General features: G+C 73.0%; 12 protein-coding genes. 6 read left to right on the top strand and 6 right to left on the bottom strand.

The genetic code is table 11. From position 1 onward, the window contains the following. Positions 1-2 precede the first annotated feature (2 nt). Entirely contained in the window at positions 3-1,616 is a 1,614-nt protein-coding gene (locus QSJ60_RS00250) for an amidohydrolase (RefSeq protein WP_285462094.1), read from the top strand. Between the two features lie 158 nt (positions 1,617-1,774). Further along, positions 1,775-2,851 carry a BMP family lipoprotein gene (locus QSJ60_RS00245; protein WP_285462093.1) on the top strand — a complete coding sequence of 359 codons (1,077 nt, stop codon included), beginning with the start codon at positions 1,775-1,777 and terminating at the stop codon, positions 2,849-2,851. Between the two features lie 113 nt (positions 2,852-2,964). Here QSJ60_RS00245 and QSJ60_RS00240 read toward each other — a convergent pair whose 3' ends face one another. Then, positions 2,965-3,966 carry a LacI family DNA-binding transcriptional regulator gene (locus QSJ60_RS00240; RefSeq protein ID WP_285462092.1) on the bottom strand — a complete coding sequence of 334 codons (1,002 nt, stop codon included), beginning with the start codon at positions 3,964-3,966 and terminating at the stop codon, positions 2,965-2,967. A 190-nt stretch (positions 3,967-4,156) separates the two neighbouring features. Here QSJ60_RS00240 and QSJ60_RS00235 point away from each other — a divergent pair, with 190 nt between their 5' ends. After that, positions 4,157-5,089: a nucleoside hydrolase gene (locus QSJ60_RS00235; protein ID WP_285462091.1), complete on the top strand. Its 933-nt coding sequence runs from the start codon at positions 4,157-4,159 to the stop codon at positions 5,087-5,089. 48 nt (positions 5,090-5,137) lie between these two features. On the opposite strand, the gene QSJ60_RS00230 is transcribed toward QSJ60_RS00235, so the two are convergent. Beyond that, a complete protein-coding gene (locus QSJ60_RS00230; protein WP_285462090.1) occupies positions 5,138-6,169 on the bottom strand; it encodes a LacI family DNA-binding transcriptional regulator in 1,032 nt (343 codons plus the stop codon). A 138-nt stretch (positions 6,170-6,307) separates the two neighbouring features. Next, complete coding sequence (locus tag QSJ60_RS00225; protein ID WP_285462089.1) at positions 6,308-7,756, bottom strand: GH1 family beta-glucosidase; 1,449 nt, start codon at positions 7,754-7,756, stop codon at positions 6,308-6,310. A 172-nt stretch (positions 7,757-7,928) separates the two neighbouring features. Between QSJ60_RS00225 and QSJ60_RS00220 the strand changes: the two genes are divergently transcribed. Then, positions 7,929-8,750 carry a M15 family metallopeptidase gene (locus QSJ60_RS00220; RefSeq protein WP_285462088.1) on the top strand — a complete coding sequence of 274 codons (822 nt, stop codon included), beginning with the start codon at positions 7,929-7,931 and terminating at the stop codon, positions 8,748-8,750. A gap of 276 nt (positions 8,751-9,026) precedes the next feature. Further along, entirely contained in the window at positions 9,027-10,211 is a 1,185-nt protein-coding gene (locus QSJ60_RS00215) for an amidase domain-containing protein (RefSeq protein WP_285462087.1), read from the top strand. Between the two features lie 4 nt (positions 10,212-10,215). Here QSJ60_RS00215 and pgm read toward each other — a convergent pair whose 3' ends face one another. Together pgm and QSJ60_RS00205 are read right to left on the bottom strand one after the other, a co-directional pair. Continuing rightward, the gene (pgm, locus tag QSJ60_RS00210) at positions 10,216-11,844 is read right to left on the bottom strand and encodes a phosphoglucomutase (alpha-D-glucose-1,6-bisphosphate-dependent) (protein WP_230765614.1); all 1,629 of its coding nucleotides are present in this window, start codon (positions 11,842-11,844) and stop codon (positions 10,216-10,218) included. A gap of 45 nt (positions 11,845-11,889) precedes the next feature. Continuing rightward, positions 11,890-13,152, bottom strand: coding sequence for a DUF445 domain-containing protein (locus QSJ60_RS00205; RefSeq protein ID WP_285462086.1), 1,263 nt, complete (start codon positions 13,150-13,152; stop codon positions 11,890-11,892). Between the two features lie 73 nt (positions 13,153-13,225). Between QSJ60_RS00205 and pheA the strand changes: the two genes are divergently transcribed. Beyond that, positions 13,226-14,179: a prephenate dehydratase gene (gene pheA, locus QSJ60_RS00200; protein WP_230765619.1), complete on the top strand. Its 954-nt coding sequence runs from the start codon at positions 13,226-13,228 to the stop codon at positions 14,177-14,179. A gap of 28 nt (positions 14,180-14,207) precedes the next feature. Here the strand turns inward: pheA and QSJ60_RS00195 are convergent, their stop codons facing one another. Then, positions 14,208-15,224: a diacylglycerol/lipid kinase family protein gene (locus QSJ60_RS00195; protein WP_285462085.1), complete on the bottom strand. Its 1,017-nt coding sequence runs from the start codon at positions 15,222-15,224 to the stop codon at positions 14,208-14,210. Positions 15,225-15,288 lie beyond the last annotated feature (64 nt).

The raw sequence follows: 15,288 nt of genomic DNA, 5'->3' as shown, positions 1-15,288 counted from the left end.
CGATGACGCAGACGCTGTACACCGGCCGGTTCCGCACGCTGGCGGACGAGGCATCCGCCCCGGTGACGGGGCTGCTCGTCGGCGACGACGGTCGCATCGTCGCCGTCGGCGAGGCGGACGCGCTCGCCGCGGCGCACCCCGCCGCCGCGCGGACGGCGCTCGACGGCTGGGCGATGCCCGGGCTCATCGAGCCGCACGGGCACCCGGGCACCGCGGCGGTGCTCTGCTCAGAGCTCGTCGTGGACCTCCGTCCCGTCGTCGTGCCCGACGCCGAGGGCGCGCTCGCGGCGCTGCGGCGCGCGGTCGCCGCGGGCGGACCGGTGTTCGCGAACGGCTGGGATGGCCTGCTGCAGCGCGGGCTGCCCGCACCCGACCGCGCCTGGCTCGACGAACTGGCCGGCGAGGTGCCGATCGTCATCGTGCACAACTCGGGCCACTCCGCGTACTTCAACACCGCGGGCGCCGCGCTCGCCGGCCTCGACCGGCACACCCCGGACCCGGTCGGCGCGAGCTTCGGCCGCGACGCCCGCGGCGAGCTCGACGGCGTCGCGCTCGAGGCCGGAGCCGTCGAGCGCGTCATGGCGCCGTTGCTCGAGCGCGGGCGCGCGGACTTCCCGCGACTGTTCGCCGCGCACCTCGCCGAGCTGTCCGGCCTCGGCTACACGACCGTCGCCGACCTCTCCTGGGACCCGGCGCTGAACCCCGTCGTCGACGCGCTGCGCGGCTCCGGGCGGCTGCCGCTGCGGCTGCGCTGGTACGAGATGTCGCGCCCCGGCGGCGCGCCGGGCCGTGCGCCGTCGCGGGATGCCTCGCTCGACCCCGTGTTCCGCCAGGCCGGCGTGAAGACGTGGAGCGACGGCTCGCCCTGGGTCGGCAACATCGCCACGAGCTTCCCGTACCTCGACACCGAGGCGACCCGCTCGATCGGCCTCGAGCCCGGGCACCACGGCCGGGCGAACTACTCGAGCGAGGAGCTGCTCGCGATCGCCGAGCCCTACGCCGCCGCGGGCTGGCAGCTGGCCTGCCACGCGCACGGCGACCTCGCGATCGCCTCGACGCTCGACGTGTACGAGCAGCTCATCGCCCGGCACGGGCTCGTGGACCACCGGTTTCGGCTCGAGCACGTCGGTGCCGCGTCGCCCGAGCTCTACGCGCGGGCGGCGTCGCTCGGGGTGACGGTGAGCGTGTTCGTGGATCACGTGCGGTACTGGGGAGAGGTGCTCGTCGACGGGCTCTTCGGTCCCGAGCACGGCGGTGCCTGGGCCGACGCCGGGGCGGCGTTCGCGGCGGGGCACCGGGCGACGTTCCACAACGACGGCTGGGTGACGCCGAACGAGCCGTTCCGGAACATGGCGGTGGCCGAGACGCGGCTGACGCGGAACGGGCGGCGGATGCCGGGCGGAGCCCCGGTGTCGCGGGCCGACGCCCTGCGGGCCCACACGGCCAACGCGGCGTGGCAGCTGTTCGGCGAGCAGGAGATCGGCGTGCTCGAACCCGGTCGCTTCGCGGACTTCGTCGTCGTCGACCGCGATCCGCTGACGGTACGGGCCGAGGCGCTCGCGGAGACCGCGGTGCGCGGCACGTACCTCGCGGGGGAGCAGGTCTCCGGGGCGTAGCCCGGGCCGGCGGGACCGCCGGGCGGATGCCGCGGCCCCTCTTGCGGCGACGGGCCGCAGCAGTATCATGGTGCCACGTGATGCGTAATCGATTGCGCAACTTTTGCTGACGCATCCGTCCTTGCATCCCCCCTGCCTCGCCAGACGAAGGAGTACCCGTGAGACAGCACCGCACCCGGACCGCCGTCGCGCTCGCCGCCATCGGCGGCCTCGCGACCGCCCTGACCGCCTGCTCGGCGCCCCCGGCCGAGAGTGGCGGCGACGCCGCCGCGACCACCGACTTCCTCGCCTGCATGGTCTCCGACTTCGGCGGCTTCGACGACCGCGGCTTCAACCAGGCCGTGCTCGCCGCGCTCGACACCGCCGAGGAGCAGTACGGCGTCGAGACGCTGCGCCTCGAGTCCACGACGGAGAACGACTACGCGCCGAACCTCGCCCAGTCCGTCGACCAGGGCTGCGATTTCACCGTCACGGTCGGCTTCTCGCTCGCCGAGGCGACGAAGGCCGCCGCCGAGCAGAACCCCGACTCGCGCTTCGCGATCATCGACGACTCCTCGATCGACCTGCCGAACGTCAAGCCGGTCGTCTTCGACACGGCGCAGGCCTCGTTCCTCGCGGGTTACCTCGCGGCGGGCTACTCGAAGACGGGCACGGTCGCGGTCTTCGGCGGGCAGCCGTTCCCGCCGGTGCTGCTGTTCATGGACGGCTTCTCCGACGGCGTCGACCGTTACAACGCCGACGCCGGCACCCAGGTGAAGCTGCTCGGCTGGGACAAGGCGGCCCAGGACGGCACCTTCGCCGGCACCTTCACCGACATCGCCGCGGGCAAGACGCTCACCCAGACGTTCATCGACCAGGGCGCCGACGTGATCATGCCCGTCGCCGGCTCGCTCTACCTCGGCAGCGGCGAGGCCGCGCACGAGGCGCCGGGCGACGTCGTGCTCGTCGGCGTCGACAACGACGTGGTCGAGCTCTCGCCCGACCTCGCCGACGTCATGCTGACCTCGGTCATGAAGCAGATGGCCGACGCGGTCGTCGAGCTCATCGGGCAGGCCGTCGAGGACGAGTTCGACAACAGCCCGTTCATCGGCGAGCTCGCCAACGACGGGGTCGCGATCGCGCCGTTCCACGAGTACGAGGACTCGGTGAGCCCCGAGCTCGCGGCGGCCGTCGACGCCATCCGGCAGCAGATCATCTCGGGCGAGATCGTGGTCGAGTCGGTCAACTCGCCGTAGCGAGCGGCGTAACCGGACCATCCGGAACGGCGGATGCCGCGGGGCTCGAGGCGCCCCGCGGCATCCGTGCGTCGGCGGGAGTGCGGCGCGACCGATTCTTCGGGTCGGAGCGCTCAGCGCGTGGTCGAGCCGCCGACGAGCAGGGTCGGCGCGACGCGACTGCTGCGCACCGGGGCCGTCGAGCCGGCGACGCGGGAGAGCAGGAAGCCGATCGCGTCCGCGGCGACCGCCTCGATCGGCTGCACCACGGTCGTGAGCGTCGGCGCCAGCACCTGCGAGAGCTCGGTGCCGTCGAAGCCTGTGACGAGCAGCTCGCGCGGCACCTCGACGCCGTGCTCGCGCAGCCGGCCGATGAGCCCAAGGGCGATGAGGTCGGAGGCGGCGATGACCGCGTCGGGCAGCTCGCCGCGGGCGACGAGGGCATCGGCGGCCGCGGCGCCGGTGGCGAGGCTGAAGTCCCCCCGGAACGGCTCGCCGACCGTGACGGCCTCGCGGTCGACGGTGCGGTCGAAGGCGTTCCAGCGCTCGACGCCGCTCGAGGTGACGTCGTCGGCGCCGACGTAGACGAGCGAGCGGGCGCCGCGCTCGTGCACGTGCTCGAGGGCGAGGCTGAGGCCGATCTCGTTGTCGACGCCCACGTAGTCGGCGAGCGAGACGCCCGCCGAGCGGTCGATCTGCACGAGCGGGATCTCGGCCCCCACGGCGCGCAGTGCGCCGGCCGAGCGCTGCCGGTGCGAGGGTACGATGACGATCCCGTCGACCTTGCGGTCGCCGAAGACGGTGAGGCGGCGCGACTCCTCGGAGAGCTCGCCGTGCGAGTCGGCGAGCAGCAGCTCGAAGCCGGCGCGGTGCAGCTCGTGCTCGACCGCGTCGACGAGCTGGGCGAAGTAGGGGTTGCCGATGACCGGGACGATCATGCCGACGATGCGGGTGGAGCCCTCGCGGAGCGCCCGGGCGATCGGGTCGACCCGGTAGCCGAGCTCGGCGGCGACGGCGCGGACCTTGGCGACGGTGTCGGCGGCCACGCGGTTCTTGCCGGAGAGCGCCCGCGACGCGGTCGCGACGGACACGCCGGCGGCGTCGGCGACCTCCTGCAGGGTCACGGCGTGCGGCATCGACTGCTCCGGTCTTGCGCACCCGGGCGGGCGCATCGCTCCCACTGTACGGGGTTTCCGGGGCCTCGCGGGGGAGGGGCTTGACAAAATCGACGCCGCAGAGTGCAATCGATTACGCAAAGCTTGTGCAGTTCGGCGCGGATGCCGCCACGGCATCCCGCGCCCTGCGCCTGAGACCACCGGAGCGGCCATGACCACCCCCATCATCCTCGACTGCGACCCCGGCCACGACGACGTGTTCGCCATCTGGCTCGCCGCGGGCGACCCCGCGATCGAGCTCCGGGCGATCACGACCGTCGGCGGCAACGGCCGCCTCGAGCACACCACGCTGAACGCCCGCATCGCCTGCACCGTCGCCGGCATCGAGGGCGTGCCGATCGCGGCCGGCGCCGCCGGCCCGCTCGCGGGCGAGCTGCACCCGGCCGACTGGATCCACGGCGACAACGCCCTCGGTGGGCCCGTGCTGCCCGAGCCGACCGTGCCGCTCGACGAGCGCGACGCGATCACACTCATGCGCGACGTCCTCGAGGCCTCGGCCGAGCCCGTCACGATCGTCGCGACCGGCCCGCTCACGAACGTCGCCGTGCTGCTGCGCGACCACGCCGAGCTCGCCCCGCGGATCGCCCGCATCGTCTGGATGGGTGGCTCGACGACCCGCGGCAACGTCACCCCGTACGCCGAGTTCAACGCCTGGACCGACCCCGAGGCGATCAAGATCGCGCTCGACAGCGGCGTCGACTTCACCATGGTCGGCCTGAACATCTCGCACCAGGCGCTCATCACCCGCGAGGTGCGCGACCGCCTGTCGGCGATCGGCACGCCGCTCTCGGCGTTCGGCGTCGAGCTGCTCGAGTTTTTCTGCTCGACCTACGAGCGCGCCGAGCGGATGCCGGACGGGCCCCTGCACGACCCGATCACCGTCGCCCTGCTCGCCGACCCGGCGGTCGCGACGACGGTGCGCACCCGCATCGACGTCGAGCTCGACGGCACCGAGACCCGCGGTGCGACGAGCACGGACCTCATCGACATCCTCGGCCGCGAGCACAACGCGACCGTCGCGCTCGACCTCGACGTCGACCGCTTCTGGGGGCTCATCGAGCGCTCGCTCCGCGCGCTCGGCTAGGGCCGGGCGGCGCCGCCTTCCCGGCCCGCGTCCCTTCCGCCCGCGGGGTTACGCCGAGTCGCGGAGCACGAGGCGGGTCGGCAGGATCGTCTGCTTCGGCACCGTCTCGTCGCCCTCGATCAGACGGATCAGCAGCTCGGCCATCAGCCCGCCCTGCTCGGCCGAGGGCTGGGCGACCGTCGTCAGCGGCACCCCGGTGCGCAGCGCGGCCGGGCTGTCGTCGAAGCCGACGATCGCGATGTCCTCCGGCACGCGGAGCCCGCGCTCGGCGAGCACGGCGAGGGCGCCCGTCGCCATCAGGTCGCTCGCGACGAACAGGGCGTCGACGCCGAGCGGGCGGCCGTCGCGGCCGTCGCCGACCCGGTCGAGCAGGCGCCGGGTCGCGGCGGCCGCGCCCTCGGCGGTGAAGTCGCCGGTCTCGACGAGGTCGTCGGGGAGCCCGGCGGCGCCGACCGCGCGGCGGAAGCCCTCGAGCCGGTCGATGCCGGCGGGCATGTCGAGCGGGCCGGAGATCGTGCCGATCCGGCGCCGGCCGATCTCGATCAGGTGCGCGGTGCCGCTCACCGCGGCCTCGACGTTGTCGACGTCGACGACGTAGGCGTCGATCCCCGCCGAGGGGCGGCCGCCGTAGACCAGCGGGACGGTCGCGTGCTCGAACAGCTCGTCGCCGGCGTGGTGCGAGATGACGATCGCGCCGTCGACGACGCCCGACTCGAGGTAGCCGCGCGTCTTGCGCTGCGGATCCGCCGAGGCCACGAGCAGGTTCAGCACGTATTCGCTGTCGTCGATGCGGTCCATGATGCCCTGCACGACCGCGGCGAAGTACGGGTCGCCGAAGAAGACGGTGACGTCCTCGGGCACGATCAGGGCGATCGCGCTCGAGGAGCGGCGGGCGAGCGAGCGGGCCGCCCGGTTCGGCACGTAGCGGAGCTCGGCGACGGCGGCGTTCACCGCGCTGACGACCTCGGGGCTCACCTTGGGCGAGCCGTTCACGACGCGGCTGACGGTCGCGCGGGAGACGCCGGCGCGACGCGCGACCATCTCGAGGGTGGGCGCTCCGCCCGAGGCATCCTTCGCCATGCGGCAAGTCTAGGTCGCGCGTGCCGCCCGCTTCAGACCCCGACTTGCCCGACTTTCATGAAAGTCGGGCAACCCGAGCGTCAGACCCGACTTGCCCGACTTTCATGAAAGTCGGGCAACTCGGGAGGGGGGGCGGGGTCAGAGGGCGCGGTCGCGGATGACGCGCTGGTACGCCCGCCCGCTCTGCTTCACCGTGCGCTCCTGCGTGTCGTAGTCGACGCGCACGATGCCGAAGCGCTTCTCGTAGCCCCACGCCCACTCGAAGTTGTCGAGCAGCGACCAGTAGAAGTAGCCGTGCACGGGCGTGCCCTCGTCGATCGCGTCGAGGATCGCGCCGAGGTGCAGCTCCAGGAACTCGGCGCGCTCGGCGTCGGGCACTGTGCCGTCGGCCTGCACGACGTCGTCGTACGCGGCGCCGTTCTCGGTGACGTACAGGCGGATGCCTCGCTCGCCCGTGTACTCACGGTGCACGCGGGTGAGCAGCTCGGTGAGACCGGCCGGCTGCACCTCCCACTCCATCGCGGTGAGCGGCAGGCCCTGCGGGTGCCAGAAGACGCCGTCGCCGTTCGGGAACGGCGAGCGGGTCTCGCGGGCGGTGGGCGCCTGGGCGAGCAGCGGATGCTCCGCCGGCCGGTCGCTCAGCAGCTCGCCGTGATAGTAGTTCACGCCGAGGGTGTCGATCGGCGCGCTGATGGTCCGGAGGTCGCCGTCCTGCACGGTCTCCTCGAGCACGTGCCCGAGCTCGATCTCGGCGAGGTCGGCGAGGAAGTCCTCGGGGTACGCGCCGCGGAGGATCGGATCGAGGAACACCCGGTTGAAGCCCGCGTCGATGCGGCGGGCGGCGTCGACGTCGCCGGGGCGCTCGGGGTCGGCGGGCTTCGCCACGGTCAGGTTCAGCGTGATGCCGAGGTCGAGGGAGGCATCCCGCTCCCGGAGCGCCTCGATCGCGAGCCCGTGCCCGAGCATGAGGTGGTGCGCCGCCCGCAGGCCGTCCTCCTTCGAGAAGCGGCCCGGGGCGTGGGCGCCGGCCGTGTAGCTCAGGAAGGAGGAGCACCACGGCTCGTTCAGCGTCGTCCACACCTCGACGCGGTCGCCGAGCGCGTCGTGCACGCTGAGGGCGTAGTCGCGGAAGCGGGCGGCGGTGTCGCGGTTCGTCCAGCCGCCCTGCTCCTCGAGCGACTGCGGCAGGTCCCAGTGGTAGAGCGTCAGCCACGGCTTGATGCCGGCGCCGAGCAGCTCGTCGACGAGCCGCGAGTAGAAGTCGATGCCCTCGGGGTTCACCGGCCCGCCGTCGGGGCGGACACGCGACCACGAGGTCGAGAAGCGGTAGGTCTGCAGGCCGAGCTCGCGCATGAGCGCGACGTCCTCGGGCATGCGGTGGTAGTGGTCGCAGGCCACGTCGCCGGTGTCGCCGTTGATCACCGCGCCGGGCACGCGGCAGAAGGCGTCCCAGATCGACGCCGTGCGCCCGCCCTCGAAGGCCGCGCCCTCGATCTGGAACGCCGCCGTCGCGGCGCCGAAGAGGAAGGAATCGGGGAAGGCGCGCCGCGGCTCGCCCGGGCGGGAGGCATCCGTCGCATCGGTCATGGGCGTTCCTCCGGGAGGTCGGTGTCGTCGTCGTGCGGGCCCGTGTTCCCCGCGCTGCTGCGCATCGGGCCTCGGCGCTGCGACTCTAGGCGGGTGGCTCCACGCTGTCAAGAGAGCGCTCTCACGCTTCGATTCCCAGGGAGCCGTCGAGGGGCGGACGTACACTCGGAGGGTGTCTGAGAGCTCCACCCGCCCAGCCGTCAGCGAGGCGGTGCACCGCCGCCGCATGATCGTCGCGCTCGTCGCGACGGCCGTGCTCGTCGGGGTCGCCGCGTTCGTCGTCGGGGCCGCGTCCGGTGGTTCGGCCGGCGCATCGCCGACCGGGTCGAAGGGCAGCGCCGGCGCCGCCGAGACCGCGAGCCCGCGTCCGGCCCCCGAAGCGGCCCCGCCGGCGCAGGCCGTCCCCACCTTCGACATGACCGCGCACTCGATCGACGACCCGGACAGCATCTGGGTGGTCGTCGACAAGCTCCGGCCGCTCGACCCGCAGGACTACGAGCCCGACGACCTCGTCGACGTCCCCGTCGCGCACACCTGGGCGCCGCTCATGCGCCAGGAGGCCTCCGACGCCGTCGTCGCCATGTTCGACGCGGCGGCGAACGAGGCCGGGCTCTCGCTCGCCTCGAATAGCGCCTACCGCTCGTACTCCACGCAGGAGGAGGTCTACGACGGCGACGACACCCTCACCGCACGCCCCGGCTACAGCGAGCACCAGACCGGGCTCGTGATGGACATCGGCGCGGAGTCGGGCGACTGCTCGCTCGCCGCGTGCTTCGGCGACACCGACGAGGGCATCTGGCTGCGCGACAACGCGTACCGCTTCGGCTTCATCCTGCGCTATCCGGCCGACAAGACCGACGTGACCGGCTACGAGTACGAGCCGTGGCACTTCCGCTATGTCGGCGTCGACCTCTCGACCGAGATGCACGCGCGCGGCATCACGACGCTCGAGGAGTTCTTCGGCCTGCCGGCCGCGCCCGACTACGCGGAGTAGGTCACGCCCGGGCCCCGCCCGGCTCACCTGGGCATGGCCCGGCTCTGGCGGAGGAGATTAGCGCCTGGGGAGGAGCGGATGCCTCGGGGCATCCTCCCGATGCGACGATCTCCTCCCGCGGGTGAAGGGGCGGGGGACGGGGTGAGGTGATGGGGCGGGGGCGGGGATGGCGGGTGACCGCGCTCTCACGGCCCTCCCAGGTTTCGGGAAGAATCCTCACAAAAACGCGTGATGGGGTGTCCAGGTTCCGTTTCCCCCAACCCGGACTCCTGATTAGTGCCTGACATTTCCCCCGACACCTCTGCCCGCCGCCGCTCCAACTTCATCCCGGCCCGCCCCCGCACGCCGGAGCTCGCGAGCGACCCCGACACCACGCGCGACCCTGCCCCCGCCTCCCGCCGCCCGAAGCACCGCGCCGCCCCGAGCGGCAACCGCCGCCCGGGCGCCCGAGGCATCCGCCGGGTCGCCGCCCTCTCCGGAGCGAGCGCGATCCTCGGCGTGACCGCCTTCGGCGCCGTCTCCGCCGCGGGCGCGGACGGCGCGCCCGCTTCCGCCTCGCTCGCCGCCGAAGCGGCACCGCTCGTCGCGAGCGGCGACGAGCTCACGGTGACTCCCGGCGGCTCGACCGTCTCGCAGGTCGAGCAGGCGCCGGTCGTCACGAGCGGCCTCTCGGTCGCCGCGGCGCCCTTCACCGGCGGCACCCAGATCACCGTGCAGGGCGAGGCGCTCGACGAGGTCGCCGCCGTGCAGGTCGGCGGCGCCCCCGCGACGATCGTCTCCGCCGAGGAGGGGCAGCTCACCTTCGCCGTGCCCGCCGTCGCGGAGACGTCCCTCGGCTCGGTCGCGGTCACGATGACCGAGGCCGACGGCACCGCGGTCGCCGCGGAGACGCCCGCCTCGCCCGCGACCGCCTCCTTCACGGCGGCGCATCCGCGCGTCGCGGCCGCCTCCCCGGTCGCCGTGCCGAGCGAGCTCAGCCTCACGTACACGAGCGACCCGCGGATCGACGCGCAGCTCGGCTACGTGCTCGCGTACTGGAGCGACTACAACACCGACGCGTACACCGTGATCTCGGGCAACGACTGCGCCAACTTCACGAGCCAGTCGCTCATCGCCCGCGGCTGGACGATGGACGGCGCCTGGTACTACGACGCCGCGACCGGTGCGATGTCCGCGACGTGGGCGAGCTCGACGGCCATGCGCGACTGGCTGCTCGGCCGGCCCGACCTCGCGACCCCGCTCGACGACTCGCAGCGCGCGCAGGTCAAGGTCGGCGACATCGCCCAGTTCGACTGGGATGCCTCGGGCGACCGCGACCACACCGCGATCGTCACCCGCGTCGAGCACAGTGACGCCGGCACCCGCATCTGGGTCGGCGGGCACACCAAGGACGCCGACTACTGGGACGTCGACGAGGCGATCGCCGGCGGCGGCACCGTCAACTACTTCTCCGTGAAGTAGTCGGCTACCCGCCGAGGGCGTCGCCGACGATGCGCTGCGCCTCCGCCTGCACGAGCCGCAGATGCTCGGGCCCGCGGAACGACTCGGCGTACACCTTGTACACGTCCTCGGTGCCGCTCGGCCGGGCCGCGAACCACGCGTCCTCCGTCACGACCTTCACCCCGCCGATCGCGGCGTCGTTGCCCGGCGCCCGCGACAGCTTCGCGGTGATCGGCTCGCCCGCGAGCTCGCTCGCCGCGATCGCGTCGCCGTCGAGCCGCCCGAGGGCGGCCTTCTGCTCGGGGGTGGCGGCGGCATCCGTCCGCTCGTACGCGGGATCGCCGAAGCGCTCGACCAGGCCGCGGTAGAGCTCGGACGGCGACTTCCCGGTGACCGCGCGGATCTCCGCGGCGAGCAGGCACAGCAGGATGCCGTCCTTGTCGGTCGTCCACACCGAGCCGTCGAAGCGGAGGAAGGACGCCCCGGCGCTCTCCTCGCCGCCGAAGCCCACCGAGCCGTCGATGAGGCCGGGCACGAACCACTTGAAGCCGACCGGCACCTCCCAGAGCCGCCGGCCGAGCGACGCCGCGACCCGGTCGATCATGGAGCTCGAGACGAGGGTCTTGCCGATCGCGGCATCCGCCCGCCACTCGGGCCGGTGTGCGAAGAGGTACTCGATCGCGACCGCGAGGTAGTGGTTCGGGTTCATCAGCCCGCCGTCGGGGGTGACGATGCCGTGCCGGTCGGCGTCGGCGTCGTTGCCCGTGAGCAGGTCGAAGTCGCCGGCCTTCGCGACGACCGAGGCCATCGCGTTCGGGCTCGACGGGTCCATGCGGATCTTGCCGTCCCAGTCGAGCGTCATGAACGACCAGGCGGGGTCGACGAGCTCGTTCACGACGGTGAGGTCGAGCCCGTAGCGGTCGCGGATGGCCGCCCAGTAGTTGACCGAGGCGCCGCCGAGCGGGTCGGCGCCGATGCGGATGCCGGACTCGCGGATGGCGTCGAAGTCGATGATGCTCGCGAGGTCCTCGACGTAGGCGCTGCGGAAGTCGTACGTCTCCACCGCGCTCGGCTCGGCCTGGTTCACCCCGGCGAGGCCGCCCTCGATGAGCTCGTTCGCGCGGTTCGCGATCCAGCTCGTGGCGTCGCTGTCGGCGGGGCCGCCGTGCGGCGGGTTGTACTTGAAGCCGCCGTCCTGCGGCGGGTTGTGCGAGGGGGTGATGACGATGCCGTCGGCCTCGCCCTCGGCACGGCGGGCGGGGTCGGCGTTCCACGCGATGATCGCGCGGGAGAGGGCCGGCGTCGGCACATAGTCGTCGAACTCGTCGACGAGCACGCGCACCCGATTGCCGACGAGCACGTCGAGCGCGGTGGTCTGCGCCGGGGCCGAGAGGGCGTGCGTGTCGGAGCCGATGAACAGGGGCCCGGTGACGCCCTGCGCCGTGCGGTACTCCACGATCGCCTGCGTGATCGCGAGGATGTGCGTCTCGTTGAAGCTCGACGTCAGGCTCGACCCGCGATGCCCCGAGGTGCCGAACGCGACGCGCTGCGCCGGCACCGACACGTCGGGCGTCAGCTCGTAGTAGGCCCGGACCAGGGCGTCGACATCGATCAGATCGGCCTCGAGGGCCGGCGTTCCCGCTCGCTCGTGCATGCGCCCAGTCTCCCACCCCGGTTCGCCGCGTGCAGGGGCTTGCGATCAGAGCAGGGCGTGCAGGGCCGTCGCGACGCTGAAGATCGCGAGGCCCGCGAGCGCGCCGACGACGGTGCCGTTGATCCGGATGAACTGCAGGTCCCGGCCGACCTGCAGTTCGAGCTTCTCGGTCGTCTCCCGGGCGTCCCAGCGCTCCACGGTCTCGGTGATGACGCCCGCGATGTCCGAGCGGTAGTTGCGCACCACGTAGGCCGCGGCATCCGTCAGCCAGCCGTCGACCTTCGCCTGCAGCCCCTCGTCGGCGGCGAGGCGGGCGCCGAGCTCGACGAGGGCCCGGCGGAGGCCTCGACGCAGCTCGCTCTCGGGATCCGCGAGCGCCGCCGTCAGCGAGCCCTTCACCGCCGCCCACGCCTCGCCCGCGAACTCGCGCACCCGCGGGCTGTCGAACAGCTCGGTCTTCAGCCGCTCGACCTTGCCGATCGTCGCCGGGTCGTGCTGCAGGCTCTCGGCGAGGTCGCCGAGGTAGCGGTCGATCGCGAGCCGCAGCGGGTGCGCGTCGTCGGTGCGCACGGCCCGCACGAAGGCGAGCACCTCCCGGTAGGCCCGGTCGTCGACGAAGCGGTCGACGAGCTTCGGCACCCAGCGCGGCAAGCGGTCGCTGACCATGCTCCCGAACGCCTCCGGGTGCGCGTCGAGCCATCCCTCCGCCCGTGCGAGCAGCGCGTCGATTGCCGGACGCTGCTGATCCGCCGCGACCAGTCGGGCCCCGACCCGGCCGATCGCGGGCGCCCACTCGGGCTCCAGCAGGTGGCGCCTCGCGAGCTGCTCGAGCAGCTGCTCGATGTCGTCGTCGCCGAGCAGTTCGAGCAGCGCGTTCGCCGCGACGGATGCCTCGGCGGCCAGCCGCTCGGCGTGCGCCGGTTCGCGCAGCCACTCGCCGGCGCGCCGGGCGGGCTCGACCGAGCGGAGCTTGCCGAGCACGACCTCGTCCGAGAGGAACTCATGCTCGACGAAGGCGCCGAGGCTCGCGCCGATCTCGTTCTTGCGGGTCGGGATGATCGCCGTGTGCGGGATCGGCAGGCCGAGCGGACGGCGGAACAGCGCCGTCACCGCGAACCAGTCGGCGATCGCGCCGACCATCGCGCCCTCGGCGGCGGCGCGCACGTAGCCGAGCCAGGGCAGGCGGTCCTGCAGGGCGAAGGACACGGCGAAGACGGCCGCGGCGATGACGAGGAGCGCCGTCGCGATCGTCTTCATCCGGCGGAGCGCGGCGCGGCGTTCCGCGTCGCTCGGAACGACCCGTTGCATGCCTCGCAGTATTCCAGGGAAGGCCGGCGGGCGGGCGACGGGACGCCGCCCGCCGCTCGACTAGGCTCGCGGCATGACGGACGCGCCGGCCCCCACCCCCAGTTACTCCTACCTGGGCCCGGCCGGTACGTTCACCGAGGCGGCCCTGAAGCAGGTGCCCGAGGCGCAGGGCACGAACTGGCGGCCGGTCAACAACGTCGGCGAAGCGCTCGCCGACGTCGTCGCGGGCCGATCCGTCGCCGCGATGATCGCGATCGAGAACTCCGTCGACGGCGGGGTCAGCGCCACCCAGGACGCCCTCGCCACCGTGCCCGGCCTCCGCATCATCGGCGAGTACCTCGTGCCGGTGAACTTCCTGCTCGTCGCCCGGCGCGGCACCGCGCTCGCCGAGGTGCGCATCGTGAACGCCCATCCGGTCGCCTATGGCCAGTCGCGCGGATGGCTCGAGCAGCACCTGCCCGACCACGGCCACATCCCGGCGACGAGCAACGTGCAGGCCGCCGCGAGCCTCTTCGAGGAGGGCGACCGGGCCGACGCGGCCGTCGCCCCGCCCGGCATCGTCGAACTCCTCGACGTCGACGTGCTCGCCCGCGACATCGGCGACAACCCCAACGCGGTCACCCGCTTCGTGCTCGTCGGCCGCTCGAGGGAGCTGCCCGCGCCCACCGGGGCCGACAAGACGAGCGTCATCGTGGAGCTGCCCGACGACGAGCCCGGCGCGCTGCTCGCGATGCTCGAGCAGTTCTCGACCCGTGGCGTGAACCTCTCGCTCATCCAGTCGCGGCCCATCGGCGACGCCCTCGGCCGCTACCGCTTCGTGATCGACCTCGAGGGGCACGTGCGCGACGAGCGGGTGGCCGACGCCCTGCTGGGTCTGCGGCGTTTTTCACCCAACGTGATCTTCCTCGGCTCCTACCCGCGGGCGGACCGGCGCGAGATCCAGTACCACTCGAAGTACGACGACGGCGTCTTCGTCGAGGCGCGCGACTGGTTGCGCGGCATCCTCTCCGGGGAGCCGGAGGCCTGAGGTGACCGAGCCGACCGCCGTGCCCGCCTCAGCGGGGGACGCGGACGGTGAGCGCGGCGGGGTCGACGCGGAAGCGCGCTGAGACGATCTCGCCGAACTCGTCGCCGTCGATCTCGAACTCCTGCGGCTCGCCGTCGATGTCGATCTCGACCGAGCGGCCGCGCGAGTAGGCGACGGCGCGGTGGCGGTCGCCGCCCGTGAGGTCCATCAGCTGCCGGCCGAAGGCGCTCTTGCGGAGCACCCGGTTCTCCCAGGCGACGGTGCGCCACACGAACAGCCAGCCGAAGAGGTTGCGGGGCTGCAGGCGCACCACGTCGAGGCGGCCGTCGTCGATCTCGGCGTCGGGCACGAGCTCGATGTTGCCGGGAAGGTAGCCGAGATTCGCGACGAGGATGCTCGACACCTTCGAGCGATGGTGGCGTCCGGCATCCATCCGGAACGCGATGCGGAACGGCTGGGACGCCGGCAGCGAGCGCAGCCCGGCGTCGACGTAGGCGAGCCAGCCGACGCGCTTCTTCAGCTCGGGGTTGGTGTTCGAGATCATCGCGGCGTCGATGCCGATGCCGGCCATGACGAGCGAGGTGTGCGACTCCTGGGCGCCGTTCGGGCGCACCACGTCGGCGACGAGGAGGTCGACGGTGCGGTCCGTGCCGGAGAAGGCGAGCACCACGGCGTCGTCCGGATCGTTCACCGGCACGTCGATGTTGCGCGCGAACAGGTTGCCGGTGCCGAGCGGCACGATGCCCATGGGCACGCCGCTGCCGCTCAGGCCCGCCGCGACCGAGCGCACGGTGCCGTCACCGCCCGCGGCGATCACGAGGTCGACGCCCGCTTCGAGGGCCTCGCGGGCCATGCCCTTGCCGGGGTCGTCCTCGAGGGTGTCGATCCAGAGCGAGGGCGCGAAGCCCTGCCGCTCCTCGGCGCGCTCGACGGCGGCGCGGAGCGCGTCGATGCCCTGCTTGGTCGGATTGCTGATGACCGCGGCGCGCGGGCGCGCGGACTGATCGTCGGTCGCCGGGCCGCCGGCGGTCGTTTCGCTCGCCACACGCCAACGGTACGGCATCGTCGGGCGTGGATCCGGGAGCCGGGACCGAGCCGTCGGCGGGGCG

This window comes from Agromyces sp. NBRC 114283 (genome assembly GCF_030268405.1).
Lineage (GTDB): Bacteria > Actinomycetota > Actinomycetes > Actinomycetales > Microbacteriaceae > Agromyces > Agromyces mediolanus.
This window is presented reverse-complemented; position numbering and strand designations above follow the sequence as displayed.

Coding starts and splice junctions, on each gene's coding strand:
- QSJ60_RS00250 (WP_285462094.1), top strand. CDS start 3: ATGACGCAGACGCTGTACACCGGCCGGTTCCGCACGCTGGCGGACGAG.
- QSJ60_RS00240 (WP_285462092.1), bottom strand. CDS start 3,966: ATGCCGCACGCCGTGACCCTGCAGGAGGTCGCCGACGCCGCCGGCGTG.
- QSJ60_RS00235 (WP_285462091.1), top strand. CDS start 4,157: ATGACCACCCCCATCATCCTCGACTGCGACCCCGGCCACGACGACGTG.
- QSJ60_RS00230 (WP_285462090.1), bottom strand. CDS start 6,169: ATGGCGAAGGATGCCTCGGGCGGAGCGCCCACCCTCGAGATGGTCGCG.
- QSJ60_RS00225 (WP_285462089.1), bottom strand. CDS start 7,756: ATGACCGATGCGACGGATGCCTCCCGCCCGGGCGAGCCGCGGCGCGCC.
- pgm (WP_230765614.1), bottom strand. CDS start 11,844: ATGCACGAGCGAGCGGGAACGCCGGCCCTCGAGGCCGATCTGATCGAT.
- QSJ60_RS00205 (WP_285462086.1), bottom strand. CDS start 13,152: ATGCAACGGGTCGTTCCGAGCGACGCGGAACGCCGCGCCGCGCTCCGC.
- pheA (WP_230765619.1), top strand. CDS start 13,226: ATGACGGACGCGCCGGCCCCCACCCCCAGTTACTCCTACCTGGGCCCG.